Origin of the sequence: Sinorhizobium arboris LMG 14919 (assembly GCF_000427465.1) — a bacterium.
Classification (GTDB): Bacteria; Pseudomonadota; Alphaproteobacteria; order Rhizobiales; family Rhizobiaceae; genus Sinorhizobium; species Sinorhizobium arboris.
This window is the reverse complement of sequence record NZ_ATYB01000014.1, coordinates 2,759,838-2,785,722: the sequence shown is the minus strand read 5'-3', so window position 1 is coordinate 2,785,722 and position 25,885 is coordinate 2,759,838. Positions and strand designations below refer to the sequence as shown.

Below are 25,885 nucleotides of genomic sequence, written 5' to 3'. Positions count from 1 at the left end.
TATAAGTGCAGTGTAGGGGATTCGGCGGGAGGTCCAATGGGCAAGAAGAGCAAAGCCGAAAAGAAGGGCAAGAACGGCAAGAAGAAGGACGAGATCGTCGCCGAGGCGAACGATCTCGCTTCGGTTCTCGTCCAGGCGGCCCGCTCGATGCGCACCGTGCTTTCGCGCAATCTCGTTGCAAGCGGACTCTATGCCGGACAGGACGGCGTCATGCTCGCCCTCGCCGAGACGGACGGGCTTACGGCCGGGGCGCTGGCGGCCAAGCTCGGGGTCAAGGCGCCGACGATGACGCGCACGATCGGCCGAATGGAAGCCCAGGGCTTTCTCGAACGCCGGCCGGACAGGGACGATGCGCGGCTGACAAAGGTCTATCTGACAGATCTGGGCCGCGACCGCCTGCAGATCATCGCGGAGGCGGGCCAGCATTCCGAGAAGCTCGCAACGCGTGGCTTGACCGACAAGCAGGTGCGCACCCTCATGAAGCTCCTGCGCGCCGTCGACAGCAATCTGCAGGCCGCCAGAGCTGCGGATTGAGGGCCGGCCCGGATTCGAACTTCCCGATTGCGGCGATAATTTAAACAGTTTAAAGAGATTTAAACTGGTGACGGCAGCGACTGCAATCGGGGGGCACGGTGGCGCAAAAGGTCAAGCTTTCGACAATCGCGGAAACACTCGGCCTTTCCACGGCGACGGTATCCCTGGCATTGCGCGACAGCCCGCTTGTGGCGGCGGTCACGCGCGACAAGATCAAGGAACAGGCGCGCGCACTCGGCTACATCTACAACCGCCGCGCCGCAAGTCTCAGGACGTCGCGCTCGGGCATCATCGGCGTCGTCGTGCACGACATCATGAACCCGTTCTACGGTGAGATCCTCAGGGCGATAGAGGCGGAGCTCGATCGCGACAAGCAGACCTTCATTCTCTCCAACCACTATGATTCCGTGGAGAAGCAGCGCGATTTCATCGAGACGCTGCTGCAGCTCGGGGGCGACGGCGTCATCATGTCGCCCGCCATCGGCACACCGCCGCAGGATATTCAGCTTGCCGAGGACAACGGGATGCCGGCGATCCTGATCGCCCGTTCGATCGAGGGGCTCGACGTGCCGATCTTCCGTGGCGACGACGCCTACGGCATCGCGCTTGCCACAAACCATCTCATCGGCCTCGGCCATCGCTGCATTGCAATGGTCGGCGGAACCGACCAGACCTCGACCGGCCGCGACCGTTACCAGGGCTACGTCAATGCGCTTCGCAAGGCGAATATCGAGGTCGACCCGGACTTGCGCATTCCCGGGCCGCGCTCCAAGCAGGGCGGTTTCGAGGCCGCCGTGCATCTCCTTTCCCTGCCGCAGAAGCCCACCGCGGTCGTCTGCTGGAACGATCTGGTCGCTATCGGCATGATGAACGGCATTGCCCGCGCCGGCCTCGTGCCGGGCGTCGACATCTCGGTCACCGGCTACGACGATCTCGAGGAAGCGTCGATCGCGACGCCGGCGCTAACGACCGTATGGAACGGCCAGGCGGAGGTGGGCCGCAGCGCGGCGCGCGCGCTCCTGGACAAGCTTTCCGGCAGCCATGAACCCGACGGCATCCATCTGATCAAACCGGAAATGCGCATCCGCCAATCCACCGGACCGCTTCGCGTAACCGCTTGATCGTTCCTTTCGAGTCTGAACAGGATGCGCGCGTGATCGTCCGCATTCTCGTTATGTCCGGAAAGGGAGCCCGATGAGTCGTCCTAGAATTCTTGTGCCCGGTAAGATCAACCCGAGGGTCCTCGAACGGCTGCCGGAGATGTTCGAGACCGTGCGCATCGAGCGCGCCGATGCAACTCTCGTCACGGCAGACATGCACGACGTTTGCGGAATCGCCGTTTCGGGCAAGTTGCCGGTGGCGCTGATGGATGCATTCCCCAGCCTCGAGATCGTTGCGAATTTCGGCGTGGGCTATGACGGCGTCGATGTCTCGCGCGCGGCCGCCCGCGGCATTGTCGTCACCAATACGCCCGACGTCCTGACGGAGGAAGTCGCCGACACGGCCATAGGGCTCCTTCTCAACACCGTGCGTCTCCTGCCGCAGGCCGAGCAATGGCTGCGGCAGGGCCGCTGGGTGCGCGAAGGCGCCTTTCCGCTCTCTCCGCTTTCGCTCCGAGGCCGCACGGTCGGGCTGTTCGGCCTTGGCCGGATCGGTCTCGCGATCGCTCGTCGGCTCGAAGCCTTCGGCGTCGCGATCGCCTATCACACGCGCACGCCGCGCGAAGGACTGGCCTATACCTATCATTCGAGCCTCGTGGGCATGGCCGAGGCCGTCGACACGCTCATCGTCATCGTACCCGGGACGCCGAGCACGTTGAAGGCAGTCGATGCGGATGTCCTTTCGGCGCTCGGGCCCAACGGCGTGCTGATCAATGTCGGCCGCGGCTCGACCGTGGACGAGGCGGCGCTCATCGCCGCGCTCCGCAACGGCACGATCGCCGGAGCCGGCCTCGACGTTTTCGAGAAGGAGCCCACCGTTCCGGAAGCGCTGCTTTCGTTTCCCAACGTCTCGCTGCTGCCGCATGTGGCGTCGGCCTCGGTCGTCACCCGCAACGCCATGGCCGATCTCGTCGTCGATAATCTGAAGGCATGGTTCTCGACCGGCGAGGCTTTGACACCGGTCATCGAGACGCCGTTCCGGCGCGCCGACGCAAATCGATTTTGACGAAGACTTCTAACGAGTTGAGGCGCGGAGACGCGTGCGGAAAACCCGCACGCTTCTCCTCATCCCGCTCTAGCCGGCCTTGCTCTCACGATAGGCCCGCGCGGCATCGCCGAAGGCCTTGAAGAGGGCGGCCGACGGAGCGTCGGTCCGGACCCAGTATTCGGGATGCCACTGCACGCCGACGGCGAAGGCCCTGGCGCCGATGACCGAGACCGCTTCGATGGTCCCGTCGTCGGCCACGGCTTCGACGGCAAGGCGCGGGGCGGCGGCAGCGATCGCCTGTCGGTGCAGCGAATTGACCCTTATCCGGCCCGTGCCGAGAACCGGGGCGAGACAGCTTCCTTCCTTCACGACCACGTCCTGGCGAATGCCGTAGGCGACATCGAGATCAGGAACCTCCGGCTTGCGATGATCCCAGACGCCGGGCTGCTCCTGGATCTCCGTTGCGAGCGTGCCGCCAAGCGCGACATTGAGTTCCTGTATGCCACGGCAGATTGCAAACAGGGGCACGCCGCGGTCGAGTGCGCGGCGGATCAGCGGCAGGCTGGTCGCATCGCGGCCGGGGTCGAAAGGTCCGTCCGCTTCGGTCGCCTCGCGGCCATAGAGCGACGGGTGGACGTTGGAGCGCGCGCCGCTGGCGAGCACCCCGTCGACGCGGTCGAGGATCTCATCGACCTCGTTGCCGGACTCCAGAGCGGGAACGAGAAACACCATAAGCCCGGCGCCCTCGACGGCCGCACGGACGTATTGGTGGGCAGCAACATGCCAGACATTGCCGTCGAATTCGCGGAAATCGCATGGGATGGCAACGACAGGTTTCGACATCGTCAGACTCCGGTTATTATCCGCAAAAGCCTTGCCGCCAGAAGCTTCAGAAAGTCAACTGGGGGAGAAGCGCGTTACTCCCTGATTTCCGCGGAGGGACTTGCGGAGGGCAGGAATTCAGGGGAATTCTTGAAGATAGGGTAACCGCCTCCGGGAATTACCCGTTGCTTTCAAGGTCTCGGCAAGAAGGCTTGCGGCTGCTTGCTCGCGCAGATCACAATATTGGTTCTATTTTTGCGTATCGGGGTTGAATTTCTGCATATACAGCCTCTCGTTTCAATGTGCCGAGCCGTTGGTTGCTGCTCGAGAATGCCGGGGGAAATCTTTCGTTAAGCCCTCGACCATAACAATCCGGCAAACCGGAGCTTAAGTTCATGACCCGCAATGAACGGGGCGCTCTTCCGGCAGATATCTATCTGTCGTTCGTAAGCTCGCTCTACCAGAACCGAGGGACGCTGGTGATCGGCATGCTCTCGCATGTCGTGACTTTCCTGCTTATCTTTCTGAAGACCTCCGACACGCTCTATCTCGGCTGCACCGTCGCGATCGTGTTCCTGTGGATCGTGCGCAATCTCGACATGATGCGCTTCGACCAGCTGGATCTCTCCGGCGCGGACTCTGCCGCCATCAGAAAGTGGGAGAACCGCTACATCGTCGGCGGCGTCGCTGTAACGCTTACCTGCGGCATCGCCTGCGGATATGCAATAGCGGTCACCCGGGACGTGTTCTCTCAGGTTGCATGCGTTTCGGTGACGCTTGCGTCGATGATTTCACTGGTGGGCCGTAACTACGGTTCCGAGCGGGCTGTGCTGTTCTTGTCGTCGTCCGCCTGCCTGCCGATCATGATCGGCGCCTTGTCCCTGGGCGATCCCTTCATGGCTGTCCTCGCAGTTCTGATCGTGCCGTTCATCCTGACGACTTGGATGATGGCGAACAATGTGCGCGGCTATCTTTTTGCAAAGATCCTCGCGGCGCGGGACGAGAACGTGCTTGCGGCACTGGAAACGAAGACAATCGCGGGGCAGTTCGACGCCGCGCTCAACAACATGACCCACGGCCTTTTCATGCTGGACGGCCGGCATCGCATCGTCGTGGCGAACGAGCGCGCCTGTGAGCTTCTGCACCTTGGCGACAGGGCGCAACTCAAAGGTTGGCTGCTCGGTGACGTCCTCGAGCGCGGGACCGATGCCATGGCACTCGACCAGGAAAAGAGCGACAAGATCGCGCGCCAGCTCGATCTCCTGATCGAGGGAAAGCGTTCGCGCGCGCTCATCACCGTATCCGAAGATCTTCTTCTTGAATTCTCGGCGAACCGCCGCGAGAACGGCGAGATCGTCCTGATCTTCGAAGACGTGACGGCGCGTGTTCAGGCAGAGAAGCAGATATTGCAGATGGTGCGCTTCGACACGCTTACCGGACTGCCGAGCCGCGACTATTTCGTCGAACTCACCCACAATGCCGTTGCGGCCGGCACCGGACATGACCGCGATATCGGCCTGCTGCTCGTGGACGTCGCCGAATTCAAGCACGTGAACGACACGAAGGGCCACGTGGTAGGCGACAAGCTTCTTCAGGCCATTGCGGATCGCCTGAAGGGCCTCGCGGGCAGCGAAGCGATCGCCGCCCGGATGATGGGCGACGAGTTCGTCGTGTTCTTCCACAACAGGACGGGGCACTCCGATCTGGAGGAGAGGATGCGCGCGGTCCATGCGAAGCTGCGCGGCACCTACATGGCAGAGGGCTTCACCTTCAACATGGCGATGAATGCCGGCTTCGTCATCGTAAGGAAAAGCGAATTCCGGTTCGAGGAACTGCAGATCAAGGCCGATCTGGCGCTATCGGAGGCGAAGGCCCGAAACAACGGCGGCTGTACCGCCTTCGAGGAGGAGATGGAAGCACGCTATCTCGACCGCCAGAAGCTCAAGAACGATCTGCGCGAGGCGATCGGCGCAGGCGACCTCGACCTTGCCTATCAGCCGATGTTCACACCGGACGGATCGCGCGTCGAGAGCTGCGAAGCGCTGGCGCGCTGGACCCATCCAGAGCGCGGGCCCGTGCCGCCCGATGTTTTCATCCAGCTTGCCGAAGAGATGGGGCTCGTCACGGACATCACGCGTTTCGTTGTCCGACAGGCCTGCCGCGATTGCCTTGGCTGGCCGGCCGAGGTGGCGGTTTCGGTCAATCTCTCCGTTCTCGACCTTCACGGCGAGGAGATTGTCGCGATCGTGGCCGAGGCCCTGGCGGAGAGCGGCCTCGATCCGGCCCGCTTGCATCTTGAAGTGACCGAGAGCTGCCTGATGGACGAACCCGTGAAGGTCCAGACCGTCCTTCGCGAGCTGCGCGGGCGCGGCATGACCATCGCGATAGACGACTTCGGGACGGGTTATTCGAGCCTCAGCTACCTCGATGCGCTTCCGGTCAGCGTCATAAAGATGGACCGGTCCTTCGTGCGCGGCATTCACGAGGATTCGAGGCGTTTCAAACTGCTTCTCGGCACGGTCAACCTCGCCCGCGCCCTCGAGCTCAAGGCCGTCGTCGAGGGGGTCGAGACGGCCGAACAGCTACAGCTCATAAACGCGCACAATTGCGCCGATCTGATTCAGGGTTTCGTTTTCGCGGGCCCTATGCCCGCCTCTGCCGTGGCAGCCCTCTGCATGCGTGGCGTGCCGGGACGCGCCGTGGAAGCCTCGGGTAAGTGGATTGCATGACGCCTGGCGGTGGGCTGCCGCCCCCGCGATGCGTTCGCACTTTCGATTATGCCGCAGCTGTGCGGGGCGGGTTTTCGTTGCGAACGGCCGGCGCATTGTGTATGCGGAGCTAATGGAACCGGTTGCGCCTCGCGGGCAGGCGGTCATGGGTGGATAAGGCTGGGCCGCCATCGGCGGTGCCGCAGAATTTGGAGAATTGGACGATGGCAGAGCATCATTCGGGACCGGTCGAGACGGGCGCTCCGATGGACTATTCCGAGCATGAGAAGACATACAATCTTTTCATCAACGCCACCAAATACGGCACCCTGTTTTGCGTCGCGCTGCTGATTGCGATGGCTGCTGCATTCTTCACGACGATGGGCTTCTTCAGCTCGCTCGTGCTCTTCATCCTTCTTAATGTTGCCGGTTACTTCTTTCTTCGCTGACCGGCGCCACTGATACGACCCGACGAAGATGGGGATGAGGCTCCCCATGTCCGTTGCGGGGCGGTCGAACTTTTCCCGCACCACGTGGGAGTGCTGTCTCGGCGGCGGAGGAATCCGCCCCCGAAGGAGGGGTTTCTGTCGCTGCGACGCCGTGCCGTAAGGTGCACTAAGGTCGCTATAGCGCATTGAAGTGCCGCATGGTTCTCTCCCGAGATCGGCTCGATTCGGGGCCATGCGAGTTGAGGGGCGGCGTGCAAGGCCCGTCGCCCGGAGGACAACGCCCGCAACCCGGCCCGGCCGGGGCGGGCCGGGGAGGGGGGATTTGTGAGCGAGATCGTCTTTATCGCCAAGGAGTCGGATCCGAACGAGGGACGCGTTGCGGGTTCGGTCGAGAGCGTGAAAAAGCTGAAGTCGCTTGGCTTCGACGTGGTTGTCGAAGCGGGTGCGGGCCTCAGTTCGCGCATGCCCGATCAGGAATACGAGAAGGCCGGTGCGCGGATCGGCACGGCGGCGGACGCGAAAACCGCCGACGTGATCCTCAAGGTCCGTCGGCCGAGCGCGCAAGAGATTTCCGGCTATCGGTCGGGCGCTGTCGTCATCGCCATCATGGACCCCTATGGCAACGAGGAAGCGATATCAGCCATGGCTGCCGCGGGCCTCACATCCTTCGCCATGGAGCTGATGCCGCGCATCACCCGCGCCCAATCCATGGACGTGCTTTCCAGCCAGGCAAACCTCGCCGGCTATCAGGCGGTGGTCGATGCGGCCTACGAATATGACCGGGCGCTGCCGATGATGATGACGGCGGCCGGCACCGTGCCGGCGGCCAAGGTGTTCGTCATGGGCGCCGGCGTCGCCGGCCTGCAGGCGATCGCCACCGCCCGTCGCCTGGGCGCCGTCGTCTCGGCGACGGACGTGCGGCCTGCCGCCAAGGAGCAGGTCGCCTCTCTCGGCGCCAAGTTCATCGCCGTCGAGGACGAGGAGTTCAAGGCGGCCGAGACCGCCGGCGGCTATGCCAAGGAAATGTCGCGGGAATATCAGGCGAAGCAGGCGGCGCTCGTCGCCGAGCACATCGCCAAGCAGGACATCGTCATCACGACGGCGCTGATCCCCGGCCGCCCGGCACCGCGGCTCGTGACCCGCGAAATGCTTGATTCGATGAAGCCCGGATCGGTGGTCGTCGATCTCGCAGTCGAGCGCGGCGGCAATGTCGAGGGGGCGGAAGCCGGCAAGGTGACGGAGGCCGGGGGAATCAGGATCGTCGGCCACCTGAACGTGCCGGGCCGCATCGCCGCTTCGGCCTCGCTGCTCTACGCCAAGAACCTCGTCACTTTCCTGGAGACGATGGTTTCGAAGGAGACGAAGGCACTGGCGTTGAACATGGAGGACGAGCTCGTCAAGGCCACGGCACTGACCCATGGCGGGGCGGTCGTGCATCCGGCCTTCGGCGGTTCCATGAAGGGGGAGAAGTAAGATGGCGAACGAACTTCTGGACAAGGCACTGACCGATCTGGAGCGGGCGGTCGAGGCGGTGAAGACCGCCGCCGAATATGTGCCCGATGCGGCCGGAGCGGTGGCGCATGGCGCGACCGGCGGCGCGATCGATCCCTTCGTCTTTCGCCTCGCGATCTTCGTGCTGGCGATCTTCGTCGGCTACTACGTCGTCTGGTCGGTGACGCCGGCGCTGCACACACCGTTGATGGCGGTGACCAACGCGATTTCGTCGGTGATCGTCGTCGGCGCCCTGCTCGCGGTCGGGATTTCCGCCTCGGGGCTTGCTGCCGGCTTCGGCTTCGTCGCGCTGGTGCTTGCCTCGGTGAATATTTTCGGCGGCTTCCTCGTCACCCAGCGCATGCTTGCCATGTACAAGAAAAAAGAAAAGTGAGGCGGGCCGATGAACGCTAATTTCGCTGCCTTCCTCTATCTCGTCTCGGGCGTGCTCTTCATCATGGCGCTGCGGGGCCTGTCGCATCCGACCACCAGCCGCAAGGGCAATACCTACGGCATGATCGGCATGGGCATCGCGATCGTCACGACGCTGTTCCTCGCACAGCCGTCGATCGGCGGCTTTCTCCTGATCGTCGCCGGTCTGGCCGTGGGGGGCGGCGGCGGCGCCTATATCGCAAAACGCATCCCGATGACGGCGATGCCGCAGCTGGTTGCCGGCTTCCACTCGCTCGTCGGTCTCGCCGCCGTTCTGGTGGCCGCCGCCGCACTCTACGCGCCATCCTCTTTCGGCATCGGCGAGGTCGGTTCGATCCACGCGCAGGCGCTGGTCGAAATGGCGCTCGGCGTGGCGATCGGCGCCATCACGTTCACGGGCTCGATCATCGCCTTCCTGAAGCTCGACGGCCGCATGTCGGGCAAGCCGATCCTTTTGCCCTACCGCCACGCGATCAACCTCGCGCTTGCCGCACTCGTCGTCTTCTTCATCATCGGTCTGGCGCTCAGCGAAAGCCACTTCGACTTCTGGATGATCGTCGCGCTGTCGCTGGCGCTCGGCGTGCTGATCATCGTTCCGATCGGCGGCGCGGACATGCCGGTCGTCGTGTCGATGCTGAATTCCTATTCCGGCTGGGCTGCGGCCGGCATCGGTTTCACGCTCGGGAACCTGGCGCTCATCATCACCGGGGCGCTCGTCGGCTCGTCGGGTGCGATCCTCTCCTACATCATGTGCAAGGGCATGAACCGGTCGTTCATTTCGGTGATCCTCGGTGGCTTCGGCGGCGAGGCGGTCGCGGCAGGCGGCGACGACGGCGTGCAGAGGACGGTGAAACAGGGTTCGGCCGATGACGCCGCCTTCCTGATGCAGAACGCGTCGAAGGTGATCATCGTGCCGGGCTACGGCATGGCGGTCGCCCAGGCACAGCACGCGCTCCGGGAGCTTGCCGACAAGCTCAAGGAGAACGGCGTCGAGGTCAAATACGCGATCCATCCGGTCGCCGGCCGCATGCCGGGGCATATGAACGTCTTGCTCGCCGAGGCGAACGTTCCCTACGACGAGGTGTTCGAGCTGGAGGACATCAATTCGGAATTCGCGCAAGCCGATGTCGCCTATGTCATCGGCGCCAACGACGTCACCAACCCCGCGGCGCGGGACGACAAGTCCTCGCCGATCTACGGCATGCCGATCCTCGACGTCGACAAGGCCAAGACATGCCTCTTCGTCAAACGCTCTCTCGGCTCCGGCTATGCCGGCATCGACAACACGCTGTTCTACAAGGACGGCACGATGATGCTGCTCGGCGACGCCAAGAAGGTGACGGAAGAGATCGTCAAGGCAATCAATCACTGAGGGGAAGATCGCTTCGGGGCGGTTCGCTGCACCGCGCAGGTGAATCGCCCCTTCCCGGCCCCTCCCCACGGGTGGGAGGCGCTTAACCCACCGCATCCTCACCGACTCTTTGTTGCCGCCGCAGGCTCAAGATTTCGATATGGCCTGGGACGCACCGGGAACGCCGAAGCCCCTCCTGTGGGAGGAGGTTGGGGAGGAGCATGCCGGAGCGCTATTCGTTGCTTGCCGGTTCCGTTCAACCGGCCGCGATCTCCGGATCCCAGGTGAAGAGTTCCTTGGCCCTGGCAATGCCGCGCAGCGCAAACCGGCCGAGCGAAACCGCATTGGCGCGGTGTTCGACCGGGCAGGCGGCGATGAATTCGGAGGACATGATCACGTGACGCTCGACCGAGCGACACATGGCGGATATACGGCTCACCTCGTTGACCGCCGGCCCGACGACCGTGAAATCCAGACGATTCTGACTGCCGATATTGCCATAGAAGACCTCGCCGATGTGCAAGCCCAGATAGACATCGGTGGTCGGCTTGCCCTCATCGAGCCGCCGTGCGTTCAGCTCCGAAAGCATGACCCGCAGTTGACGCTCCGCTGCGATGGCTGCACTGCAGGCCTCAGCCGGCCTGCGGCCGTTGAAGATGGCTAGCACTCCGTCGCCGATGAGCTTCAAGACGCTGCCGCCGTGGTCGTGGACGGCGGTGATCGCCATGCCGGAATAATCGTTGAGAAAGGGGATGACATCCTCCGGCGAGATGCTGTCGGCTATGCGCGTGTAGTTGCGCAGATCGGAGAACCACATGACTGCCTCGATGCGCTCGGCCGAGCCCCTTTCGATGCTGCCCTCGACGACGCGGCGGCCGGCGTCCCGGCCGAGATAGACATCCGCAAGCGTGCCGATGATGCGCATGCACGAGGCAGTCTTCAACGCGAGCGCGAGGGTGGGCAGCAGCGTCCTCAGCGCTGCGAGATCCTCCTCACGAAAGCCGGTTTGCTTTTTCGTGGTCCAATAGGAGTATAGGCAGTCCATCTGCCCTATGCGGCCGCGGTCGGTGAAATGATGAATCATGCTGACGCAGTCGGTGTGTCCCTCCTCTTTGAGTGTGTCGAGAATGGTGAATGGGACATGCTGCTCCTCAGCGAGGCGGGTGCGGCGCTCGGTTTCATTGCCGCTGAGCATGTGGAAGAAGACGGAGCGCTGCCAGTTGGCCTGCGCTTCGCCGCCGCTTGTCGAACCGTAGTGTACGACTTCCGGAACGCCGTCGCTTTCGCTGTTCCACTGGAAGGCCCGGCCTTCGAACTCCGGGTGCAGCGTGTCGATGATGCCGAGCGCGCGATCGATGGGAAGGCCGGCGGCGTGGCAGCGTTTACAGAAGCCCGCGAGCAGGTCCTGTTCCTTCAGGCCCCGAATTCCCTCTTCCGACATCCACAAGACGATGTCGCGGATCAGCCGTTCCTTCATGCTACATCCCGTCGCGCCGGCGTTACCGGGCCCGGCAACGATCATCGCCATCACAGTGCCGCGCCTTGCGCCGGCGCGCAAGGTGCGCGGACGCCGGCTGGCGCAATGCACCGCGGACGGGGAGAAGATGAGGCACGGCGGGCTCCCGGCATGGCGCCCCGCTGTTCGACGCCCTGCCCGATCAGCCGGCCGGAGCGAGGACCAGATGATCCACGCCGAGGGCAACATTCAGGCCCTCTTGCACCTGGACATTGACCGGCTGCAGCATGAAGGCCTTGTTCGTGCCGCCGGCAATAACCTTCGCTCCGCCTCCGACGGCAAAGCTCGCATCGGCGCCGACACCCACATACTCGCCAGCCAGGGCATATTCGTTCAGCGGAGTGCCGGTTTTCGCCAGAACGTCCCAGATCATAACGGTCTTGCCGGTGGAGCCGATATCCAGGCCGATCTTGGTGATCTTGCCCGCATAGACCCCTCCAGGGGAGCCATCCGCCGGAGTGAAGGTGCACATCAGGTTCTTGGTCGAGGTGATGATGAGCCCGGTGCCGCCTTCCGAGCCGCAGGTAAGACGCCCGAGTGTCACATAGTTCTGGGCGGAGGCCGCTCCGGAGAGCGCCGCAAAGGCGATTGCCGCAATGAAGGTCTGTCTGATCATGGCTGGGTCTCCGTTCTGGAGCGTTTGAAACCACGCGCTTCCGGACGGAATACCGCTACACACTTTTCCTGGAAGCTCTAGCCATGGTCAAACGGATCGAACTCTCGATGGTTCCCGCATCCCTGATCCACACGGATGAGACGACGACGCCCGCGACATGGTCGCGGGCGTCTGAAATCGAACAGGGATAACGTCAGGACATCGCCTTGGCGCGGGCAAGACCGGCACGTGCCGGCTCGTACTTGGGATCGAGCGACAAGGCATGCGAGTAGGACTTCGCTGCCTTGGCCTTGTCGCCGCGGCGCTCGTAGATCAGCGCCTGGTTTGCCCAGGACTCGGCAAGCTTGCCGTTGAGGTTGATCGCCGTGTTGAAATCCGAGAAGGCGTTGTCGTCGTCGCCCTGCGCCACATAGGAGATGCCACGGCCGTTATACGGCTCGGGTGAGCTCGGCGAGAGCGAAATCGCCTTGGAGAAATCCTCGATCGCCTGCGAATGCTGATTGCGCGCCTGATAGATCAGGCCGCGATTGTGATAGGCGCGAGGGTCTGCCGTGTCGAGTTCGATGGCCCTGTTGAAGTCGTTAAAGGCGGCGTCGAGCTGGTTGGCCTGTCGGTAGAGATTGCCGCGGCCGATATAGGCGACATCGTAATTCGGATTGATCTGCAGCGCCGCATTGTAATCGGCGAGGGCGGCCTGCTGATTGCCCAGGTTGCGCTGAACCAGCGCCCGGTTGGCATAGGCCTGATAGAAGCGCGGGTTGAGTTGGATCGCCTTGTCGAAATCGGCGATCGCGCGGCGGAACTCGCCCGCGCGCCCATAGGCCGAGCCGCGCACGTTGTAGCCCTCGGGATCGCTCGGATTGGAGGCAATGACGCTTGAAAGCGACGCGATGTTTTCTTCCGAGCCCTGCGCCCGTTCGACGCGGAACATCGATTCGGGTTTGTCGGTCTGGCAACCTGCGATGAGCAGGGCCGAGCCGAGCACGAGAAAGGCGGCAAGCTTCGGCTTGGGCTGGTGGCGGCGGTTCGCCTCCCCGGTTGTGAGGCCGGAGACGTCCGCAGTCATGGCAGCAAGTGTCAAAGTCGATCCCTCAATGCGACAAGGCCCGAAAGCCATCGGCTTTCCGTTTACGGAGCACGCGAGTGCGGCGGCTGACCGTCGCCAGCTGTGACGCTAGACTGTCGACGGACTGGGTGTCCATACCAAAATGGCGGCGGCGATCCCTCGCCTCCGCCATTTGCATTGGAAAGCGTCGAAAAAAAGACGATCAGCGGGCCAGGAGGCCTTCACGCTGCGCGCGCTTGCGCGCCAGCTTGCGGACTCGGCGGACGGCTTCTGCCTTTTCGCGCGCACGCTTCTGGGACGGCTTTTCGTAGAAGTCACGCATCTTCATTTCGCGGAAAATGCCTTCGCGCTGCATCTTTTTCTTAAGAGCGCGGAGCGCCTGATCGACATTGTTATCGCGGACAAGTACCTGCACGTGAATCCCGTTCCTTTGCTTCGAGTTGGTAGGCCTCACCATCAGGTTTGGGGAGGCAATAAATTTGCGTTCGCTGGGCGAGAACCCTACGATTAGAAGAGCGGATAACAGATCGTGCACCGAAAGTCCAGCGGCGAGAGAATGCGAACGGGGAAAAAGCGCCAATGCCGTCGGCCGCGGCGACCGGCGATGTCGCAAGACCGCGCAAGTCCGCCTGATCGCGTCGCAAAAGAAACGTTGCGTGGTCTCCGGATTTGCGATTTCTAACGCCAACGAAGGTTTACCGGGTTCATGGAGTAGCAGGCGGATGCGCAAATATTCTGTTTTTGCCGTGGCGCGCGAGGCGCTGCGCGGCCACAAGGGGTGGGGCCCGCATTGGGCTTCGCCGGAGCCGCGCAAGCAATATGACGTGATCATCATCGGCGGCGGCGGCCATGGCCTGGGCGCCGCCTATTATCTCGCCAAGGAGCACGGCATCACCAATGTCGCCGTGCTCGAGAAGGGCTGGATCGGCGGCGGCAATACCGGCCGGAACACGACGATCATCCGGTCCAACTATCTCTATGAAGAGAGCATGGACATCTACGAGCATTCGCTGAAGCTCTGGGAAAACCTTTCGCAGGACCTGAACTACAACGTGATGTATTCGCCGCGCGGCGTGATGATGCTGTCGCACAACATCCATGACCAGCAGTCGTTCAGGCGGCATATCAATGCCAACCGGCTCTATGGCATCGACAATGAATGGCTGACGCCGGAACAGGCGAAGGCCTATTGCCCTCCGCTCGACATATCGAAAACTGCCCGTTACCCGATCAACGGCGCGGCACTGCAGCGTCGTGGCGGCACTGCGCGCCACGACGCAGTCGCCTGGGGATATGCGCGCGCCGCCTCCGACCGCGGCGTCCACATCATTCAGAATTGCGAAGTGACCGGCATCCGCCGCGACGAAACCGGACGCGTGACCGGCGTCGAGACCAATCGCGGCTTTATCGGCGCGAAGAAGGTCGGCATCTCGGCCGCGGGCCATTCATCGGTGTTGATGCAGATGGCGGACGTGCGCGTGCCGCTGCAGAGCCAGCCGCTGCAGGCGCTGGTTTCCGAGCCCCTGAAGCCCATCTTTCCCTGCGTGGTCATGTCGAACTCCGTGCATGCCTATATCTCCCAGTCGGACAAGGGCGAGTTCGTCATCGGCGCAGGTACCGACCAGTATAATTCCTATTCCCAGACCGGCGGCCTGCAGATCATTACGCACACGCTGGATGCGATCTGCGAGCTCTTCCCGATGTTCCGTCGCGTCAAGATGATGCGGCAATGGGGCGGCATCGTCGACGTCACGCAGGATCGTTCGCCGATCCAGGGCGTGACGCCCGTGTCCGGGCTCTACCTCAATGCCGGCTGGGGAACGGGCGGCTTCAAGGCGACGCCCGGGTCGGCCAATCTCTTTGCCCATCTCATCGCGCGCGGGGAGCCGCATCGGCTTGCCGCGGGCCTCACGCTCGAGCGCTTCCGCACCGGGCGGCTCATCGACGAGGCGGCTGCCGCCGCCGTCGCGCACTGAAGCGTGACCCGACCGGAGCGAAGCCAGGATCGATAAGATTATGCTTCAGAGAAAAGAACATAGAGCGGCCCTTGCGCCTTCCATGGAAGGCGCGGCGCTCTGATGCGAGGACATTCCAGATGCTTTTGATTTACTGCCCCTATTGCGAGGAAGATCGCTCGGAGCTCGAATTCCGCAATGCCGGCGATGCCCACATCGTGAGGCCGGCCAATATCGCCGAGATCAGCGATGAAGAGTTCGAGGAATATTTCTTCCTCCGTCAGAATCCGAAGGGCCTCATCTATGAGAGATGGCGCCACATCCACGGCTGCGGCCGCTTTTTCAATGCGGTCCGCGACACCGTGAGCGACCGCTTCCATGTAACCTACAAGGCCGGTGAGCCGAAGCCCGACCTCGACGCCGAACCGAAGACGAGCGAAACGGTCGAGACCTACGAGGCGCTGGAAGGAGTGGCAGAATGACCGGGGTCAACCGTATTTCCGGCGCCGGGCGCCTGACGCCGGCGCGCACCGCCCGCTTCACCTTCGACGGCCGGACGCTAACGGCGCTCGAGGGCGATACGATCGCCTCGGCACTCATCGCCAACGACATCCATCTCGTCGGCCGCTCGTTCAAATATCACCGTCCGCGCGGCATTCTTTCCGCAGGTGCCGAGGAGCCGAATGCCCTGCTCGACGTTTCGCGCGATGCGGCGCGCCGGCAGCCGAACGTCCGCGCCACGGTGCAGGAAGTCTTCGACGGTATGAAGGTGTCTTCGCAGAACCGCTGGCCGTCGCTCGCCTTCGACGTCGGCGGCTTCAACGATTTCCTCTCGCCGTTCTTCGCGGCGGGCTTCTACTACAAGACCTTCATGTGGCCGAAGGCCGCCTGGCACAGGCTCTACGAGCCCTTCATCCGCCGCGCTGCAGGTCTTGGTGTGGCCCCCACGGAGCCCGATCCGGACCATTATGCAAGCCGCTATGTCCATTGCGACGTGCTGGTGGTCGGCGCCGGCGCTGCCGGACTTGCGGCCGCACTCGCGGCGGCGCATGCCGGTGCGAAGGTGATCCTGTGCGACGAACAGCCGGCCGTCGGCGGCGCCCTGCATTACGACAGCGGCACCGTGATCGACGGCAAGCCCGGCTATGACTGGGCGCTGGCGACGGGCAAGGCGCTTGCGGAGATGGACAATGTCACGCTGCTGACCCGCACGACGGCCTTCGGCTACTACAACCACAATTTCGTCGGCCTCGTCGAGCGTGTGACAGACCACCTCCCGGCGCCCGACAAGGGGCTTCCGCGCGAGCGGTTATGGCAGGTGCGTGCAAAGAAGGTCATTCTCGCCAATGGTGCGATCGAGCGCCACATGGTCTTCGCCAACAACGACCGTCCCGGGATAATGCTCGCCTCGGCGGGCCGCACCTATCTCAACCATTTCGGCGTCGCCGTCGGCAAGAAGGTGGGCATCTATACCGCCCATGATTCCGCCTATGAGGCGGCCTTCGACCTGAGGAAGGCTGGGGTCGACGTTCCCGTGATCGTCGACTGCCGCGAGAGGCCGGGCGACATGGTGCTCGCGGAAGCGCGCAGCCTCGGAATCGAGGTGCTGAGCGGTCACTCGGTCGTCAATACCAGCGGCAAGCTGCGGATCGCCTCCATCAGCGTCGCCCGCAACGGCGGCGGAACACCCCGCAAGATCGCGGTCGACGCTCTGCTCGTCTCGGCCGGCTGGACGCCCTCCGTGCATCTCTTCTCTCAGTCGCGCGGCAAGGTGGCCTTCGACGCGGCGACGGAGCGGTTCCTGCCCGGAACCTATGCGCAGGAATGCCTGTCCGTCGGCGCCTGCAACGGCACAGACGACCTGCAGGCGACGATCGACGAGGCGCTTGCGGCCGGCGAGCTGGCGGCGCGTGCCGCGGGTGCGGAAGGCGGCGAGCAGGTCGCGTTTTCCGGCCGCAACGCCTTTGAATGGACAGGCGGCATGATCGGAGCGGCGGAAGGCGCGGGGGCCGATAAGACGGTTAAGGCCTTTATCGACTTCCAGCACGACGTCTGCGCCAAGGACATCCGTCTCGCGGTGCGCGAGGGGATGCATTCGATCGAGCACATCAAGCGGTTCACCACCAATGGCATGGCTTCCGATCAGGGCAAGCTTTCCAACATGCATGGGCTGGCGATTGCGGCAGAGGCCCTCGGCAAGGACATCCCCCAGGTGGGGCTCACGACCTTCCGTCAGCCCTATACGCCGGTGACCTTCGGAACGATCGTCAGCCACTCGCGCGGAAGCCTCTTCGATCCGGCCCGCAAGACGCCGATCCATGCCTGGGAGGAGGCGTATGGCGCCGAGTTCGAGGATGTCGGCAATTGGAAGCGCGCCTGGTTCTATCCGAAGGCGGGCGAGAACATGCATGAGGCGGTCGCGCGCGAGTGCAAGACCGTTCGTGAAGTGGCCGGCGTCTTCGACGCATCGACCCTCGGCAAGATCGAGGTAGTCGGCCCGGATGCGGCCAAATTCCTGAACCTCATGTACACCAATGCCTGGGACAATCTGAAGCCCGGCCGCTGCCGCTACGGCATCATGCTGCGTGACGACGGCTTCGTCTATGACGACGGCGTCGTCGGCCGGCTTGCGGAGGATCGCTTCCATGTGACGACGACGACCGGCGGCGCGCCGCGCGTCCTGCACCACATGGAGGATTACCTCCAGACGGAGTTCCCGCATCTCAAGGTCTGGCTGACCTCGACGACCGAGCAATGGGCCGTCATCGCCGTGCAGGGTCCGAAGGCGCGCGAGATCATCGCGCCGCTCGTCGAGGGCATCGATCTGTCGAACGAAGCCTTCCCGCATATGAGCGTTGCCGAAGGCCGTATATGTGGCGTGCCGACTAGGCTCTTCCGCATGTCGTTCACCGGCGAGCTCGGCTTCGAGGTGAACGTGCCGGCCGATTACGGACAGGCCGTGTGGGAGGCGATCTGGGAGCGGGCCGAGCCGATGGGCGCCTGCGCCTACGGCACCGAAACGATGCACGTCTTGCGCGCCGAAAAGGGCTACATCATCGTCGGGCAGGACACGGATGGGACCGTCACGCCGGACGACGCCGGCCTCTCCTGGGCGGTTTCGAAGAAGAAGCCGGATTTCGTCGGCATTCGCGGCATGAAGCGGCCGGATCTCGTCAAAGAGGGTCGCAAGCAGCTCGTCGGTCTCCTCACGAAGGACCCGCAGGTGGTGCTGGAGGAAGGGGCGCAGATTGTTGCGGATCCGAACGAACCGAAGCCGATGACCATGCTCGGTCACGTGACCTCGTCCTACTGGTCGCCGAACTGCGGCCGCTCGATCGCGCTCGCAGTCGTCGCCGGCGGCCGCGCGCGCCTTGGTCAGACGCTCTACGTGCCGATGGCCGACCGGACGATCGCCGTCGAGGTGAGCGACATGGTGTTTTTTGACAAGGAAGGAGGTCGCCTCCATGGCTGACCAGGCAATCGCTATCCGCAAAGCTCCGCTTGCCGGCCGCCGTGGCGGCTCGCCGGCGGCAATCCTGACGCCGGCGGAGCCGGCGTCGCGCATATCGCTGCGCGCCGGGGCCGATGCCGTATCCGCGCTCTCGTCGGCGCTCGGCGTGACCATTCCCGTGCGGCCCAAGACTTCCGCCTCGACGGGCAGGCGCCATGTGCTCTGGCTCGGTCCCGATGAGTGGCTGGTGATCGACGAGGACGGCGCCGACCTGACGGCGGCGGCCGCATCGAGCGGAGCCGTGCACTCGGCCGTCGACGTTTCGCACCGGAATACGGCCATCATCGTCAGCGGACCGGGTGCGGAAGCGGCAATCAACAGCGGTTGCCCTCAGGATTTGTCGCTCTCGATTTTTCCCGTCGGGGCCTGCTCGCGCACGATCTTCGGCAAGGCGGAAATCGTTCTGTTCCGAACCGCCGAGGATACTTTCCGCGTCGAGTGCTGGCGGTCGTTCTCGCCATTCGTCTTCGGCCTGTTGGCCGAAGGCGCGGAAGACGCGGGGCACTGAGGAGGCAATTCCGGCCCGTCATCCGGCCTGCCGGCCTTCCTCGCCCGATCAGCGGGCGAGGGGGACTCGCGGCAAGCTCCAGCCCCTTCTCCGCCGCAGGCCCTGGGCGGCTTCTCCGCTCCGGCGCCTCGACTTGCAAGGAACGGTTACGCTAAGCTCTGCCGGTTGAACCGAGAGTTGGGAGAGGGAGGAGCGAGCTTGAAGACGCGCGCGGCGGTGCTAAGGACGTCACCGGTCGACAGACCCTATGCCCATACGAGGCCGCTCTCGATCGAAACGATCGATCTCGATCCGCCGGGGCCGGGTGAGTTGCTGGTGAAGATCGGCGCGGCGGGGCTTTGCCACTCCGACCTGTCCGTCATCAACGGCGACAGGCCGCGGCCGGTGCCGATGGCGCTCGGGCACGAGGCCGCGGGCATTGTGGAGGCGGTCGGAAGCGGCGTTCGCGACCTCGTCCCGGGAGACCGGGTGGTGATGAGCTTCATGCCGAGCTGCGGCCATTGCCCTCCCTGCTCGGAAGGACGGCCGGCCCTTTGCGTTCCAGGAGCGGAAGCAAACGGCAAGGGCACCCTGCTTTCGGGCGAGCGCCGGCTCTCTTGCGAGGGGGATCCCGTCAATCACCATCTCGGCGTCTCCGGATTTGCCGACTACACCGTGGTCTCGCGCCGTTCCGCAGTGAAGATCGAGGCAGATCTGCCGATGGTGGAGGCGGCGCTGTTCGGCTGTGCCGTGCTGACCGGCGTCGGTGCGGTCGTCAACACGTGCCGGGTACGGCCGGGCGAATCCGTTGCCGTCGTCGGGTTGGGCGGGGTAGGGCTGGCGGCCCTTCTCGGCGCCGTCGCCGCCGGCGCCGAACGCATCGTCGCGGTCGATCTCGCGGATGAGAAGCTGAAGCTCGCCCGTTCTCTCGGCGCGACCGACACCTTCCTCGCAGCCGATCCGGACGCGGCCGAGAATATCCGCCTGGCGACCCGCGGCGGTGTCGATCACGCGGTCGAGGCGGCGGGCTCGGTCAAAGCCTTCGAACTTGCCTATCGAATCACGCGGCGAGGGGGGCTGTCGGTCTCCGCCGGCCTCGCCCATCCTTCGAGCCAGATCTCCATCCCCGCGGTGAGTCTCGTGGCTGAAGAGCGCGGCGTGCGCGGCAGTTACATGGGAAGCTGCGTGCCGGCCCGCGATATACCGCGCTTCATCGCTCTCTACGAACGCGGCAGGCTTCCGGTCGACCGGCTGCTTTCGAGCACCGGACCGCTGGAGGAAATCAACGCGGCCTTCGATCTCCTCGACCAAGGCCGGGTGATCCGCCACGTCATCACGTTCTGATGCGGGCTGAGTTGGATCAGTCGCTCGCCGGCCATCCCTGCCACTCAACCCAGCGCCCGTGAAAATCGGCACGGCCGACGAGTTGCCGGTCGCCCTTCGGCCAGATCTGCAGCATCAGCGCTGCACCCGGCGTGCGGCCGTCGGCTTCCATTTGCAGTCGTGCAAGGGGAGCGTCATCGGTTGCGGCCGCCCCGGCGGCGGCGATCAGGGCCTCGCCCTCTCGGCGCGCGGCTTCCGGCAGGTATTGCCAGGCGATCGAGTGATAGATGACGTGGGCAGCGCCCGGGTATTTGCGCGCCAGCCGCCTCTTCAACCAGTCGATCGCGTCCGCTCGCTCTACGAGGCTGCCGCCCTCGGCGGCCAAATCCAGCGCTCGTCGCGTGCGTTCTATCCTGTCCTGCTGGTCGGCCCAGACATAGGAGAGAAGCCGCAGCCGATCTTCCTCATCCGCCGGATAGAGCGGATTGATGTCGCAGCCGGCGCGGTCGATGACCTCGACGGCTCTCAGAGGCGGCGTCGCTCCGGACCACTCGGCGGCAATGGTCACCGCGCTGGCTTCATCGCCCCAGCGGCTGTTCGGTAGGACATAGCCGTAGCGGTCCCAGTGAAGGTTCAAACCGGCGCTGGCCCCGACCTCTGATAGAACGAGGGGCTTTCCGAAAAGCTGGGCCACGGTGATGAAACCGGGAAGCAGCGCGGCGGAGCGGCGCACTTCGTTAGTCTGCGGCGCGGAGGTGAGACGGCCGAGGATGAAATCGGTCTCCTGTCGCATTGCCCGGCTGATCGCCCTCCAGAGCGAATCCTCGCTCGTGCGATTCGGCGGGTAGCACGCATGGAGATCCGAGCTGCGGCCGGAGAGAACCAGGGCATGCAGGGCACCGGCAAGACGAAGCGCGACAGAATCGCCCTTGGAGGTCGGATCGCCGCGCCAGCCGAGAATCTGCTCGCCGACCGGCGAGCTTGCATCCAGCCGGTCGGCCACAAGGCGGCAAAGCCGGGCGGTAAATGGCGAGCCCAGCGCGTCACAGGACTTCGCCTGGCCGCGGAAGGCGTCGCGAATGCGTGCCTCGCCCGCCGACCCCTCAGACATCGGCCGGCCGGTCCTTCGGATCGAACTGGATGATTGTCTGCCAGATGGCGGTCAGGGCAGGCTTTCTTTCGCCTTCGATCTCGACCGTGACGTCATAGGTGATCATCAGCATTCCGGCCCCGCGGAAGCGTGCGTCCGCCATGGTGAAGCGGCCGCGCACGCGCGCGCCGCTCTTGACCGGCGCCACGAAACGCACCTTTTCGAATCCGTAATTGATGCCCATTGTCTGTTCGCGGATCTTGGGCAGACAATTGTAATTCATCGCCGAAAGCAGTGACAGCGAGAGAAATCCATGCGCAATGGTGCCGCCGAAAGGCGTCTCCGCCGCGGCCCGCGTCGGATCGGTGTGGATAAACTGGAAGTCACTCGTCGCCTCGGCAAAACGGTCGATCGTAGTCTGCGTCACGGTGATCCAGTCGGAGACGCCGAGCTCCTTGCCGATCAGATCCTTGATATCGGAAAGTGAAATATCCTGCGGCATATGGCTGTCCTAAAAATGGGCCTCCAGCCGATCTATAAGCCGGCCTGGCAACGTCTAGCAAGTGGCCCTAAATCATTAAAAAAACTCGATGAGGAAGGTGACCGAACGGGCCGATGCGGATGCTGGCGCAGGCGCGTCCGAGAGAGCGTCGCGCCATTCGCCGTCGAGGCTCGCAGGCAGGCGGAACGGGTGCGGAGCGTGGCTGCGATTGATAACAACGGCAAGTCGGGTCGAGCGCTTCTGTCGGCGATCTTCGGTCGCCAGCATCATGACGAGATTGTCGGTTGCGGGGTGCTCCCAATCCTCCACGGTCAGCGGTTTTCCGTCGAGGCGCAACCAGGCGATGTCGCCGCTGCCCGTGAAGAACGCGGTCTCGCCAAAGACGGAAAAGCGCCGGCGCATGGCGGAGAGCCGGGCGGCGTGCTCGACGAGCGTATGGTCGAATTTGCTCCAGTCGAGCCAGGTCACCGCATTGTCCTGCGCATAGGCATTGTTGTTGCCGCCCTGGCTGTGTCCGCCTTCATCGCCGGCCGTCACCATGATTGCGCCGCGCGAGGCGAAGAGCGTGCCGAGCAGTGCCATGACATCACGTTGCCGCAAGGCGGCGATCTCCGGATCGCCGATAGCGCCCTCGGCGCCATTGTTCCACGAAAAGTTCTCGTCGTGGCCGTCTCGATTGCCTTCGCCATTCGCCTCATTGTGCTTTCGGGCGTAGGAGACGAGATCCATCAGCGTGAAGCCGTCATGGGCGGCGATGAAGTTCAGGCTGCGCGTGGCCGTCTCGCCCCATCGCGAAAAACTGTCCGAGGAGCCGGCGAGCGCGGTCGCAAGCGCGCCGACAGCGTGCCGGTCGCCGCGCCAGTAGCGGCGGATGTCGTCGCGGGCACGGTCGTTCCATTCGAGGAATGGATGAGGGAAATTGCCGAGCTGGTACCCGCCGGGACCGGTGTCCCAGGGCTCGGCGACGAGCACGCGGTCGCAAAGGATGGGATCGGCGGAGATCGCCGAGAAAAGCGCCGCGTCGCGGTGGAAACCGCCCATGTCACGGCCTAGGATCGAGGCGAGGTCGAAGCGGAAACCGTCGACGCCGGCGGCGAGCACGAAATGTCGCAGGCTGTCGAGGATCAGGGCCCGAACCACCGGTTGGTCGCAGGCGATCGTGTTGCCACAGCCGGTGTCGTTGATGAGCTCGCCCGGCCGGTCCGTCGCATGGCGATAATAGGTCAGGTTGTCGAGCCCGCGCATCGAAAGCGTGGTGCCGAAGCGATCGCTCTCGCCGGAGTGGTTGAAGACCAGATCGAGGATGACTCCGATGCCTGCCTTGTGCAGGGCGTCCACGGTTTTGCGCAGTTCCTCGACGCCGCCGGGCACGAGGCGTGGATCGAGCGCCATCGGTGCGATCGGATTATAACCCCAGCCGTTATGGAGGCCGAGCGCAGGCAGGTGCCGCTCATCGACCCAGGCGACGATCGGCATGAGTTCGACCGCGGAAACGCCGAGGCTCGCGAGATGATCGATGATGACGGGTTCGGCGAGAGCAGCCACCGTGCCGCGCTTCTCTTCCGGCACGCCGGGGTGAAGGATGGTGAACGGCTTGACCGCAACCTCGTAGATGAACGCCCCCGATGCAAACAGAGGACGCTTCGGCACTACGGGTTTCACCTCGGTCACGATGGCTTTCGGCACGAGGTCCGCCGTCTCCTCGCCGAATCGGGTCAACCGCGCGTCATGGCGAAATGGCCTGTCGAGTTCTACCGCATAGGGGTCGACCAGCAGTTTCGACGGGTCGAACCAAAGTCCGTGGTCGGGCGAGTATACCCCGTCCGCGCGCAGCCCGTAGCGGGTGCCGTCAGCTATGTCGGGCAGAGTGATGCTGTGGACATCGCCCGCGCGCTGCATCGGCAGACGGCGCAGTTCCTTGTCGCCCGACCCGTCGAAGAGGCAGAGATCGATGCGCGCGGCATTGTGAGACCAGACCGCAAATTGCGTCCCGTCGGGTGTGCGCGTCACGCCGAGAGGTGGAATTCCGGTCGTCGGCATGAAGGTGCTTCCCTTCTTGATACTGTGTTGAAGACAATGGCCCGCTTGCCCCCTCTGGCCTGCCGGCCATCTCCCCCACGAGGGGGGAGAATACAAGCGGCTGCCTCGTGCTCGCCAAAAAGGTCGCTGCAGGCGGAATGCTTGGGTCAGAGCGAGAAGCGTGCCGCATCTTTTCTCCCCCTTGTGGGGGAGATGGCCGGCAGGCCATGCACCTCAGGTGACGACGCTCGGTCGATCGCGGCCAGTACGCGCCTTGATCTCGGCGATCTCGTCGGCAACGGCGATCAGATCGGCAAGCGCTTCCTGCGTGTCGAGGTCGTGGCGTGACGGATCCGGCTCGTAGCGTTCGATATAGACGCGCAGCGTCGCACCCGACGTCCCCGTGCCCGACAGGCGGTAGACGACGCGCGATCCGCCCTCGAAGAGGATGCGGATGCCCTGGTTGCTGCTGACCGACTTGTCGACCGGATCGTGATAGGAAAAATCGTCGGCCGCCTCGACCGTGAGCGCGCCGAAGCTCTTGCCGGGCAGAGCGGCGAGCTTGTCGCGAAGCGCGGCAACCAGGCCGTTCGCCGCATCGGTGTCGACCTCTTCGTAATCATGGCGGGAATAATAGTTGCGGCCGTAGGTCGTCCAGTGCTTGCGGGCGATCTCGAGTGCGCTTTCCTTGCGCGCGGCGAGAATGTTGAGCCAGAGCAGCACGGCCCAGAGCCCGTCCTTCTCCCGCACGTGGTTCGATCCGGTGCCTGCGCTTTCCTCGCCGCAGATCGTCGCCAATCCTTCGTCGAGCAGGTTGCCGAAGAACTTCCAGCCGGTCGGCGTCTCATAGATGCCGATGCCAAGCTTCTCGGCGACACGGTCGGCGGCGCCGCTCGTCGGCATGGAGCGCGCGATCCCGGCAAGCCCCCCGGCGTAGCCCGGCGCCAGATGCGCGTTGGCGGCGAGCATGGCAAGGCTGTCGGACGGCGTGACGAAGATGCCCTTGCCGATGATCAAGTTCCGGTCGCCGTCGCCGTCGGACGCGGCGCCGAAATCGGGCGCGTCCGGCGCCATCATCGTCTCGTAGAGCGCGCGGGCGTGGACGAGGTTGGGGTCCGGATGATGGCCGCCGAAATCGGGCAGCGGTATGAAGTTCATGACCGAGCCCTTGGGGGCGCCGAGCCGTTTCTCGATGATCTCTTTGGCATAGGGCCCGGTGACCGCGCTCATCGCGTCGAAGACGACGCGGAAGCCGCCGGCGATGAGCTTGCGGATCGCATCGAAGTCGAAGAGGCTCTCCATCAATTCGGCATAGTCGGCGACCGGATCGATGACGGTCACCGTCATGTCCTCGACCTGCTGGTTGCCTTCCACGTCGAGATTGACGTCCGGCGCATCGGTGATCCTGTAGCTGTCGATCGCCTTGCTGCGGGCGAAGATCGCATCCGTCACCTTCTCGGGAGCCGGGCCGCCATTGCCGACGTTGTACTTGATGCCGAAATCCTCGGTCGGGCCGCCGGGGTTGTGGCTTGCCGAGAGCACGATGCCGCCGAAGGCCTGGTATTTGCGGATGACGTTGGAGGCGGCAGGCGTCGACAGAATGCCGCCACGGCCGACGAGCACGCGGCCGAAGCCGTTCGCCGCCGCCATCTTCACGGCCTTCTGGATGACCTCGCGGTTGTAGTAGCGGCCGTCGCCGCCGATCACCAGCGTCTGGCCCTGGAAGTCCTCGAGCGAGTCGAAAATCGACTGGATGAAATTCTCGGCATAATTCTTCTGCTGGAAGACCGGGACTTTCTTGCGAAGGCCCGAAGTGCCGGGTTTCTGATCCCCATAGGGGTTGGTCGAGATGGTTCTTATCATCT

At 64.0% G+C, this 25,885-nt stretch carries 22 protein-coding genes; 13 read left to right on the top strand and 9 right to left on the bottom strand.

Annotation, left to right across the window (positions count from 1 at the left end; translation table 11 throughout):
* Positions 1–36 precede the first annotated feature (36 nt).
* The 3 genes from SINAR_RS0124745 (at position 37) to SINAR_RS0124735 (ending at position 2,700) form a co-directional block, all read left to right on the top strand.
* Positions 37–534 (top strand): MarR family winged helix-turn-helix transcriptional regulator, encoded by a 498-nt coding sequence (locus tag SINAR_RS0124745; protein WP_028001574.1) that lies wholly within the window; start codon positions 37–39, stop codon positions 532–534.
* A gap of 98 nt (positions 535–632) precedes the next feature.
* On the top strand, positions 633–1,655 hold the full coding sequence (locus SINAR_RS0124740) for a LacI family DNA-binding transcriptional regulator (RefSeq protein ID WP_028001573.1): 1,023 nt from the start codon (positions 633–635) through the stop codon (positions 1,653–1,655).
* Positions 1,656–1,728: 73 nt separating this feature from the next.
* Positions 1,729–2,700, top strand: coding sequence for a 2-hydroxyacid dehydrogenase (locus tag SINAR_RS0124735; protein ID WP_028001572.1), 972 nt, complete (start codon positions 1,729–1,731; stop codon positions 2,698–2,700).
* Between the two features lie 69 nt (positions 2,701–2,769).
* Here the strand turns inward: SINAR_RS0124735 and SINAR_RS0124730 are convergent, their stop codons facing one another.
* Positions 2,770–3,525 carry a gamma-glutamyl-gamma-aminobutyrate hydrolase family protein gene (locus tag SINAR_RS0124730; RefSeq protein WP_028001571.1) on the bottom strand — a complete coding sequence of 252 codons (756 nt, stop codon included), beginning with the start codon at positions 3,523–3,525 and terminating at the stop codon, positions 2,770–2,772.
* A 374-nt stretch (positions 3,526–3,899) separates the two neighbouring features.
* Between SINAR_RS0124730 and SINAR_RS0124725 the strand changes: the two genes are divergently transcribed.
* The 5 genes from SINAR_RS0124725 (at position 3,900) to SINAR_RS0124705 (ending at position 9,956) form a co-directional block, all read left to right on the top strand.
* Positions 3,900–6,233, top strand: a complete 2,334-nt coding sequence (locus tag SINAR_RS0124725; RefSeq protein WP_028001570.1) for a putative bifunctional diguanylate cyclase/phosphodiesterase — start codon at positions 3,900–3,902, stop codon at positions 6,231–6,233.
* A gap of 203 nt (positions 6,234–6,436) precedes the next feature.
* On the top strand, positions 6,437–6,661 hold the full coding sequence (locus SINAR_RS0124720; protein WP_028001569.1) for an aa3-type cytochrome c oxidase subunit IV: 225 nt from the start codon (positions 6,437–6,439) through the stop codon (positions 6,659–6,661).
* A 324-nt stretch (positions 6,662–6,985) separates the two neighbouring features.
* Entirely contained in the window at positions 6,986–8,134 is a 1,149-nt protein-coding gene (locus tag SINAR_RS0124715) for a Re/Si-specific NAD(P)(+) transhydrogenase subunit alpha (RefSeq protein ID WP_028001568.1), read from the top strand.
* A gap of 1 nt (position 8,135) precedes the next feature.
* Entirely contained in the window at positions 8,136–8,546 is a 411-nt protein-coding gene (locus SINAR_RS0124710) for an NAD(P) transhydrogenase subunit alpha part 2 (RefSeq protein WP_028001567.1), read from the top strand.
* 9 nt (positions 8,547–8,555) lie between these two features.
* Positions 8,556–9,956, top strand: a complete 1,401-nt coding sequence (locus SINAR_RS0124705; RefSeq protein WP_028001566.1) for an NAD(P)(+) transhydrogenase (Re/Si-specific) subunit beta — start codon at positions 8,556–8,558, stop codon at positions 9,954–9,956.
* A 235-nt stretch (positions 9,957–10,191) separates the two neighbouring features.
* Here the strand turns inward: SINAR_RS0124705 and SINAR_RS0124700 are convergent, their stop codons facing one another.
* The 4 genes from SINAR_RS0124700 to rpsU form a co-directional block, all read right to left on the bottom strand.
* Positions 10,192–11,463 (bottom strand): adenylate/guanylate cyclase domain-containing protein, encoded by a 1,272-nt coding sequence (locus SINAR_RS0124700; protein ID WP_028001565.1) that lies wholly within the window; start codon positions 11,461–11,463, stop codon positions 10,192–10,194.
* 130 nt (positions 11,464–11,593) lie between these two features.
* Positions 11,594–12,067, bottom strand: a complete 474-nt coding sequence (locus tag SINAR_RS0124695; protein WP_028001564.1) for a DUF992 domain-containing protein — start codon at positions 12,065–12,067, stop codon at positions 11,594–11,596.
* Between the two features lie 193 nt (positions 12,068–12,260).
* On the bottom strand, positions 12,261–13,184 hold the full coding sequence (locus SINAR_RS0124685; protein ID WP_028001563.1) for a tetratricopeptide repeat protein: 924 nt from the start codon (positions 13,182–13,184) through the stop codon (positions 12,261–12,263).
* 151 nt (positions 13,185–13,335) lie between these two features.
* Positions 13,336–13,548 (bottom strand): 30S ribosomal protein S21, encoded by a 213-nt coding sequence (gene rpsU / locus SINAR_RS0124680; RefSeq protein ID WP_012709405.1) that lies wholly within the window; start codon positions 13,546–13,548, stop codon positions 13,336–13,338.
* A 307-nt stretch (positions 13,549–13,855) separates the two neighbouring features.
* Between rpsU and SINAR_RS0124675 the strand changes: the two genes are divergently transcribed.
* The 5 genes from SINAR_RS0124675 to SINAR_RS0124655 all read left to right on the top strand — a co-directional run bounded on the left by SINAR_RS0124675 (position 13,856) and on the right by SINAR_RS0124655 (position 20,430).
* Entirely contained in the window at positions 13,856–15,109 is a 1,254-nt protein-coding gene (locus SINAR_RS0124675) for a sarcosine oxidase subunit beta family protein (protein WP_028001562.1), read from the top strand.
* Between the two features lie 119 nt (positions 15,110–15,228).
* Positions 15,229–15,570 (top strand): sarcosine oxidase subunit delta, encoded by a 342-nt coding sequence (locus SINAR_RS0124670; protein ID WP_028001561.1) that lies wholly within the window; start codon positions 15,229–15,231, stop codon positions 15,568–15,570.
* Positions 15,567–18,560 carry a sarcosine oxidase subunit alpha gene (locus SINAR_RS0124665; RefSeq protein WP_028001560.1) on the top strand — a complete coding sequence of 998 codons (2,994 nt, stop codon included), beginning with the start codon at positions 15,567–15,569 and terminating at the stop codon, positions 18,558–18,560. Before SINAR_RS0124670 ends, SINAR_RS0124665 begins: the two co-directional genes overlap by 4 nt.
* Complete coding sequence (locus SINAR_RS0124660) at positions 18,553–19,107, top strand: sarcosine oxidase subunit gamma (RefSeq protein WP_028001559.1); 555 nt, start codon at positions 18,553–18,555, stop codon at positions 19,105–19,107. The genes SINAR_RS0124665 and SINAR_RS0124660 overlap by 8 nt, the downstream gene beginning before the upstream one ends.
* A gap of 198 nt (positions 19,108–19,305) precedes the next feature.
* A complete protein-coding gene (locus tag SINAR_RS0124655; protein ID WP_028001558.1) occupies positions 19,306–20,430 on the top strand; it encodes a zinc-dependent alcohol dehydrogenase family protein in 1,125 nt (374 codons plus the stop codon).
* 16 nt (positions 20,431–20,446) lie between these two features.
* Here SINAR_RS0124655 and SINAR_RS0124650 read toward each other — a convergent pair whose 3' ends face one another.
* The 4 genes from SINAR_RS0124650 to SINAR_RS0124635 all read right to left on the bottom strand — a co-directional run bounded on the left by SINAR_RS0124650 (position 20,447) and on the right by SINAR_RS0124635 (position 25,883).
* Positions 20,447–21,520, bottom strand: coding sequence for a DUF2332 domain-containing protein (locus tag SINAR_RS0124650; protein ID WP_028001557.1), 1,074 nt, complete (start codon positions 21,518–21,520; stop codon positions 20,447–20,449).
* The gene (locus tag SINAR_RS0124645) at positions 21,513–22,001 is read right to left on the bottom strand and encodes a MaoC family dehydratase (protein WP_028001556.1); all 489 of its coding nucleotides are present in this window, start codon (positions 21,999–22,001) and stop codon (positions 21,513–21,515) included. Before SINAR_RS0124645 ends, SINAR_RS0124650 begins: the two co-directional genes overlap by 8 nt.
* Positions 22,002–22,076: 75 nt before the next feature.
* A complete protein-coding gene (gene glgX, locus SINAR_RS0124640) occupies positions 22,077–24,041 on the bottom strand; it encodes a glycogen debranching protein GlgX (protein WP_028001555.1) in 1,965 nt (654 codons plus the stop codon).
* 213 nt (positions 24,042–24,254) lie between these two features.
* Positions 24,255–25,883 carry an alpha-D-glucose phosphate-specific phosphoglucomutase gene (locus tag SINAR_RS0124635; protein WP_028001554.1) on the bottom strand — a complete coding sequence of 543 codons (1,629 nt, stop codon included), beginning with the start codon at positions 25,881–25,883 and terminating at the stop codon, positions 24,255–24,257.
* Between the last annotated feature and the right edge of the window lie 2 nt (positions 25,884–25,885).

Bases quoted from the DNA above. Each gene is read 5' to 3' on its own strand.
- SINAR_RS0124700 (WP_028001565.1), bottom strand. From the start codon at position 11,463: ATGGCGATGATCGTTGCCGGGCCCGGTAACGCCGGCGCGACGGGATGT.
- SINAR_RS0124685 (WP_028001563.1), bottom strand. From the start codon at position 13,184: ATGGCTTTCGGGCCTTGTCGCATTGAGGGATCGACTTTGACACTTGCT.
- SINAR_RS0124665 (WP_028001560.1), top strand. From the start codon at position 15,567: ATGACCGGGGTCAACCGTATTTCCGGCGCCGGGCGCCTGACGCCGGCG.
- SINAR_RS0124695 (WP_028001564.1), bottom strand. From the start codon at position 12,067: ATGATCAGACAGACCTTCATTGCGGCAATCGCCTTTGCGGCGCTCTCC.
- SINAR_RS0124735 (WP_028001572.1), top strand. From the start codon at position 1,729: ATGAGTCGTCCTAGAATTCTTGTGCCCGGTAAGATCAACCCGAGGGTC.
- SINAR_RS0124720 (WP_028001569.1), top strand. From the start codon at position 6,437: ATGGCAGAGCATCATTCGGGACCGGTCGAGACGGGCGCTCCGATGGAC.
- SINAR_RS0124635 (WP_028001554.1), bottom strand. From the start codon at position 25,883: ATGATAAGAACCATCTCGACCAACCCCTATGGGGATCAGAAACCCGGC.
- SINAR_RS0124745 (WP_028001574.1), top strand. From the start codon at position 37: ATGGGCAAGAAGAGCAAAGCCGAAAAGAAGGGCAAGAACGGCAAGAAG.
- glgX (WP_028001555.1), bottom strand. From the start codon at position 24,041: ATGCCGACGACCGGAATTCCACCTCTCGGCGTGACGCGCACACCCGAC.
- SINAR_RS0124650 (WP_028001557.1), bottom strand. From the start codon at position 21,520: ATGTCTGAGGGGTCGGCGGGCGAGGCACGCATTCGCGACGCCTTCCGC.
- SINAR_RS0124730 (WP_028001571.1), bottom strand. From the start codon at position 3,525: ATGTCGAAACCTGTCGTTGCCATCCCATGCGATTTCCGCGAATTCGAC.
- SINAR_RS0124670 (WP_028001561.1), top strand. From the start codon at position 15,229: ATGCTTTTGATTTACTGCCCCTATTGCGAGGAAGATCGCTCGGAGCTC.
- SINAR_RS0124675 (WP_028001562.1), top strand. From the start codon at position 13,856: ATGCGCAAATATTCTGTTTTTGCCGTGGCGCGCGAGGCGCTGCGCGGC.
- SINAR_RS0124710 (WP_028001567.1), top strand. From the start codon at position 8,136: ATGGCGAACGAACTTCTGGACAAGGCACTGACCGATCTGGAGCGGGCG.
- SINAR_RS0124645 (WP_028001556.1), bottom strand. From the start codon at position 22,001: ATGCCGCAGGATATTTCACTTTCCGATATCAAGGATCTGATCGGCAAG.
- SINAR_RS0124725 (WP_028001570.1), top strand. From the start codon at position 3,900: ATGACCCGCAATGAACGGGGCGCTCTTCCGGCAGATATCTATCTGTCG.
- SINAR_RS0124705 (WP_028001566.1), top strand. From the start codon at position 8,556: ATGAACGCTAATTTCGCTGCCTTCCTCTATCTCGTCTCGGGCGTGCTC.
- SINAR_RS0124660 (WP_028001559.1), top strand. From the start codon at position 18,553: ATGGCTGACCAGGCAATCGCTATCCGCAAAGCTCCGCTTGCCGGCCGC.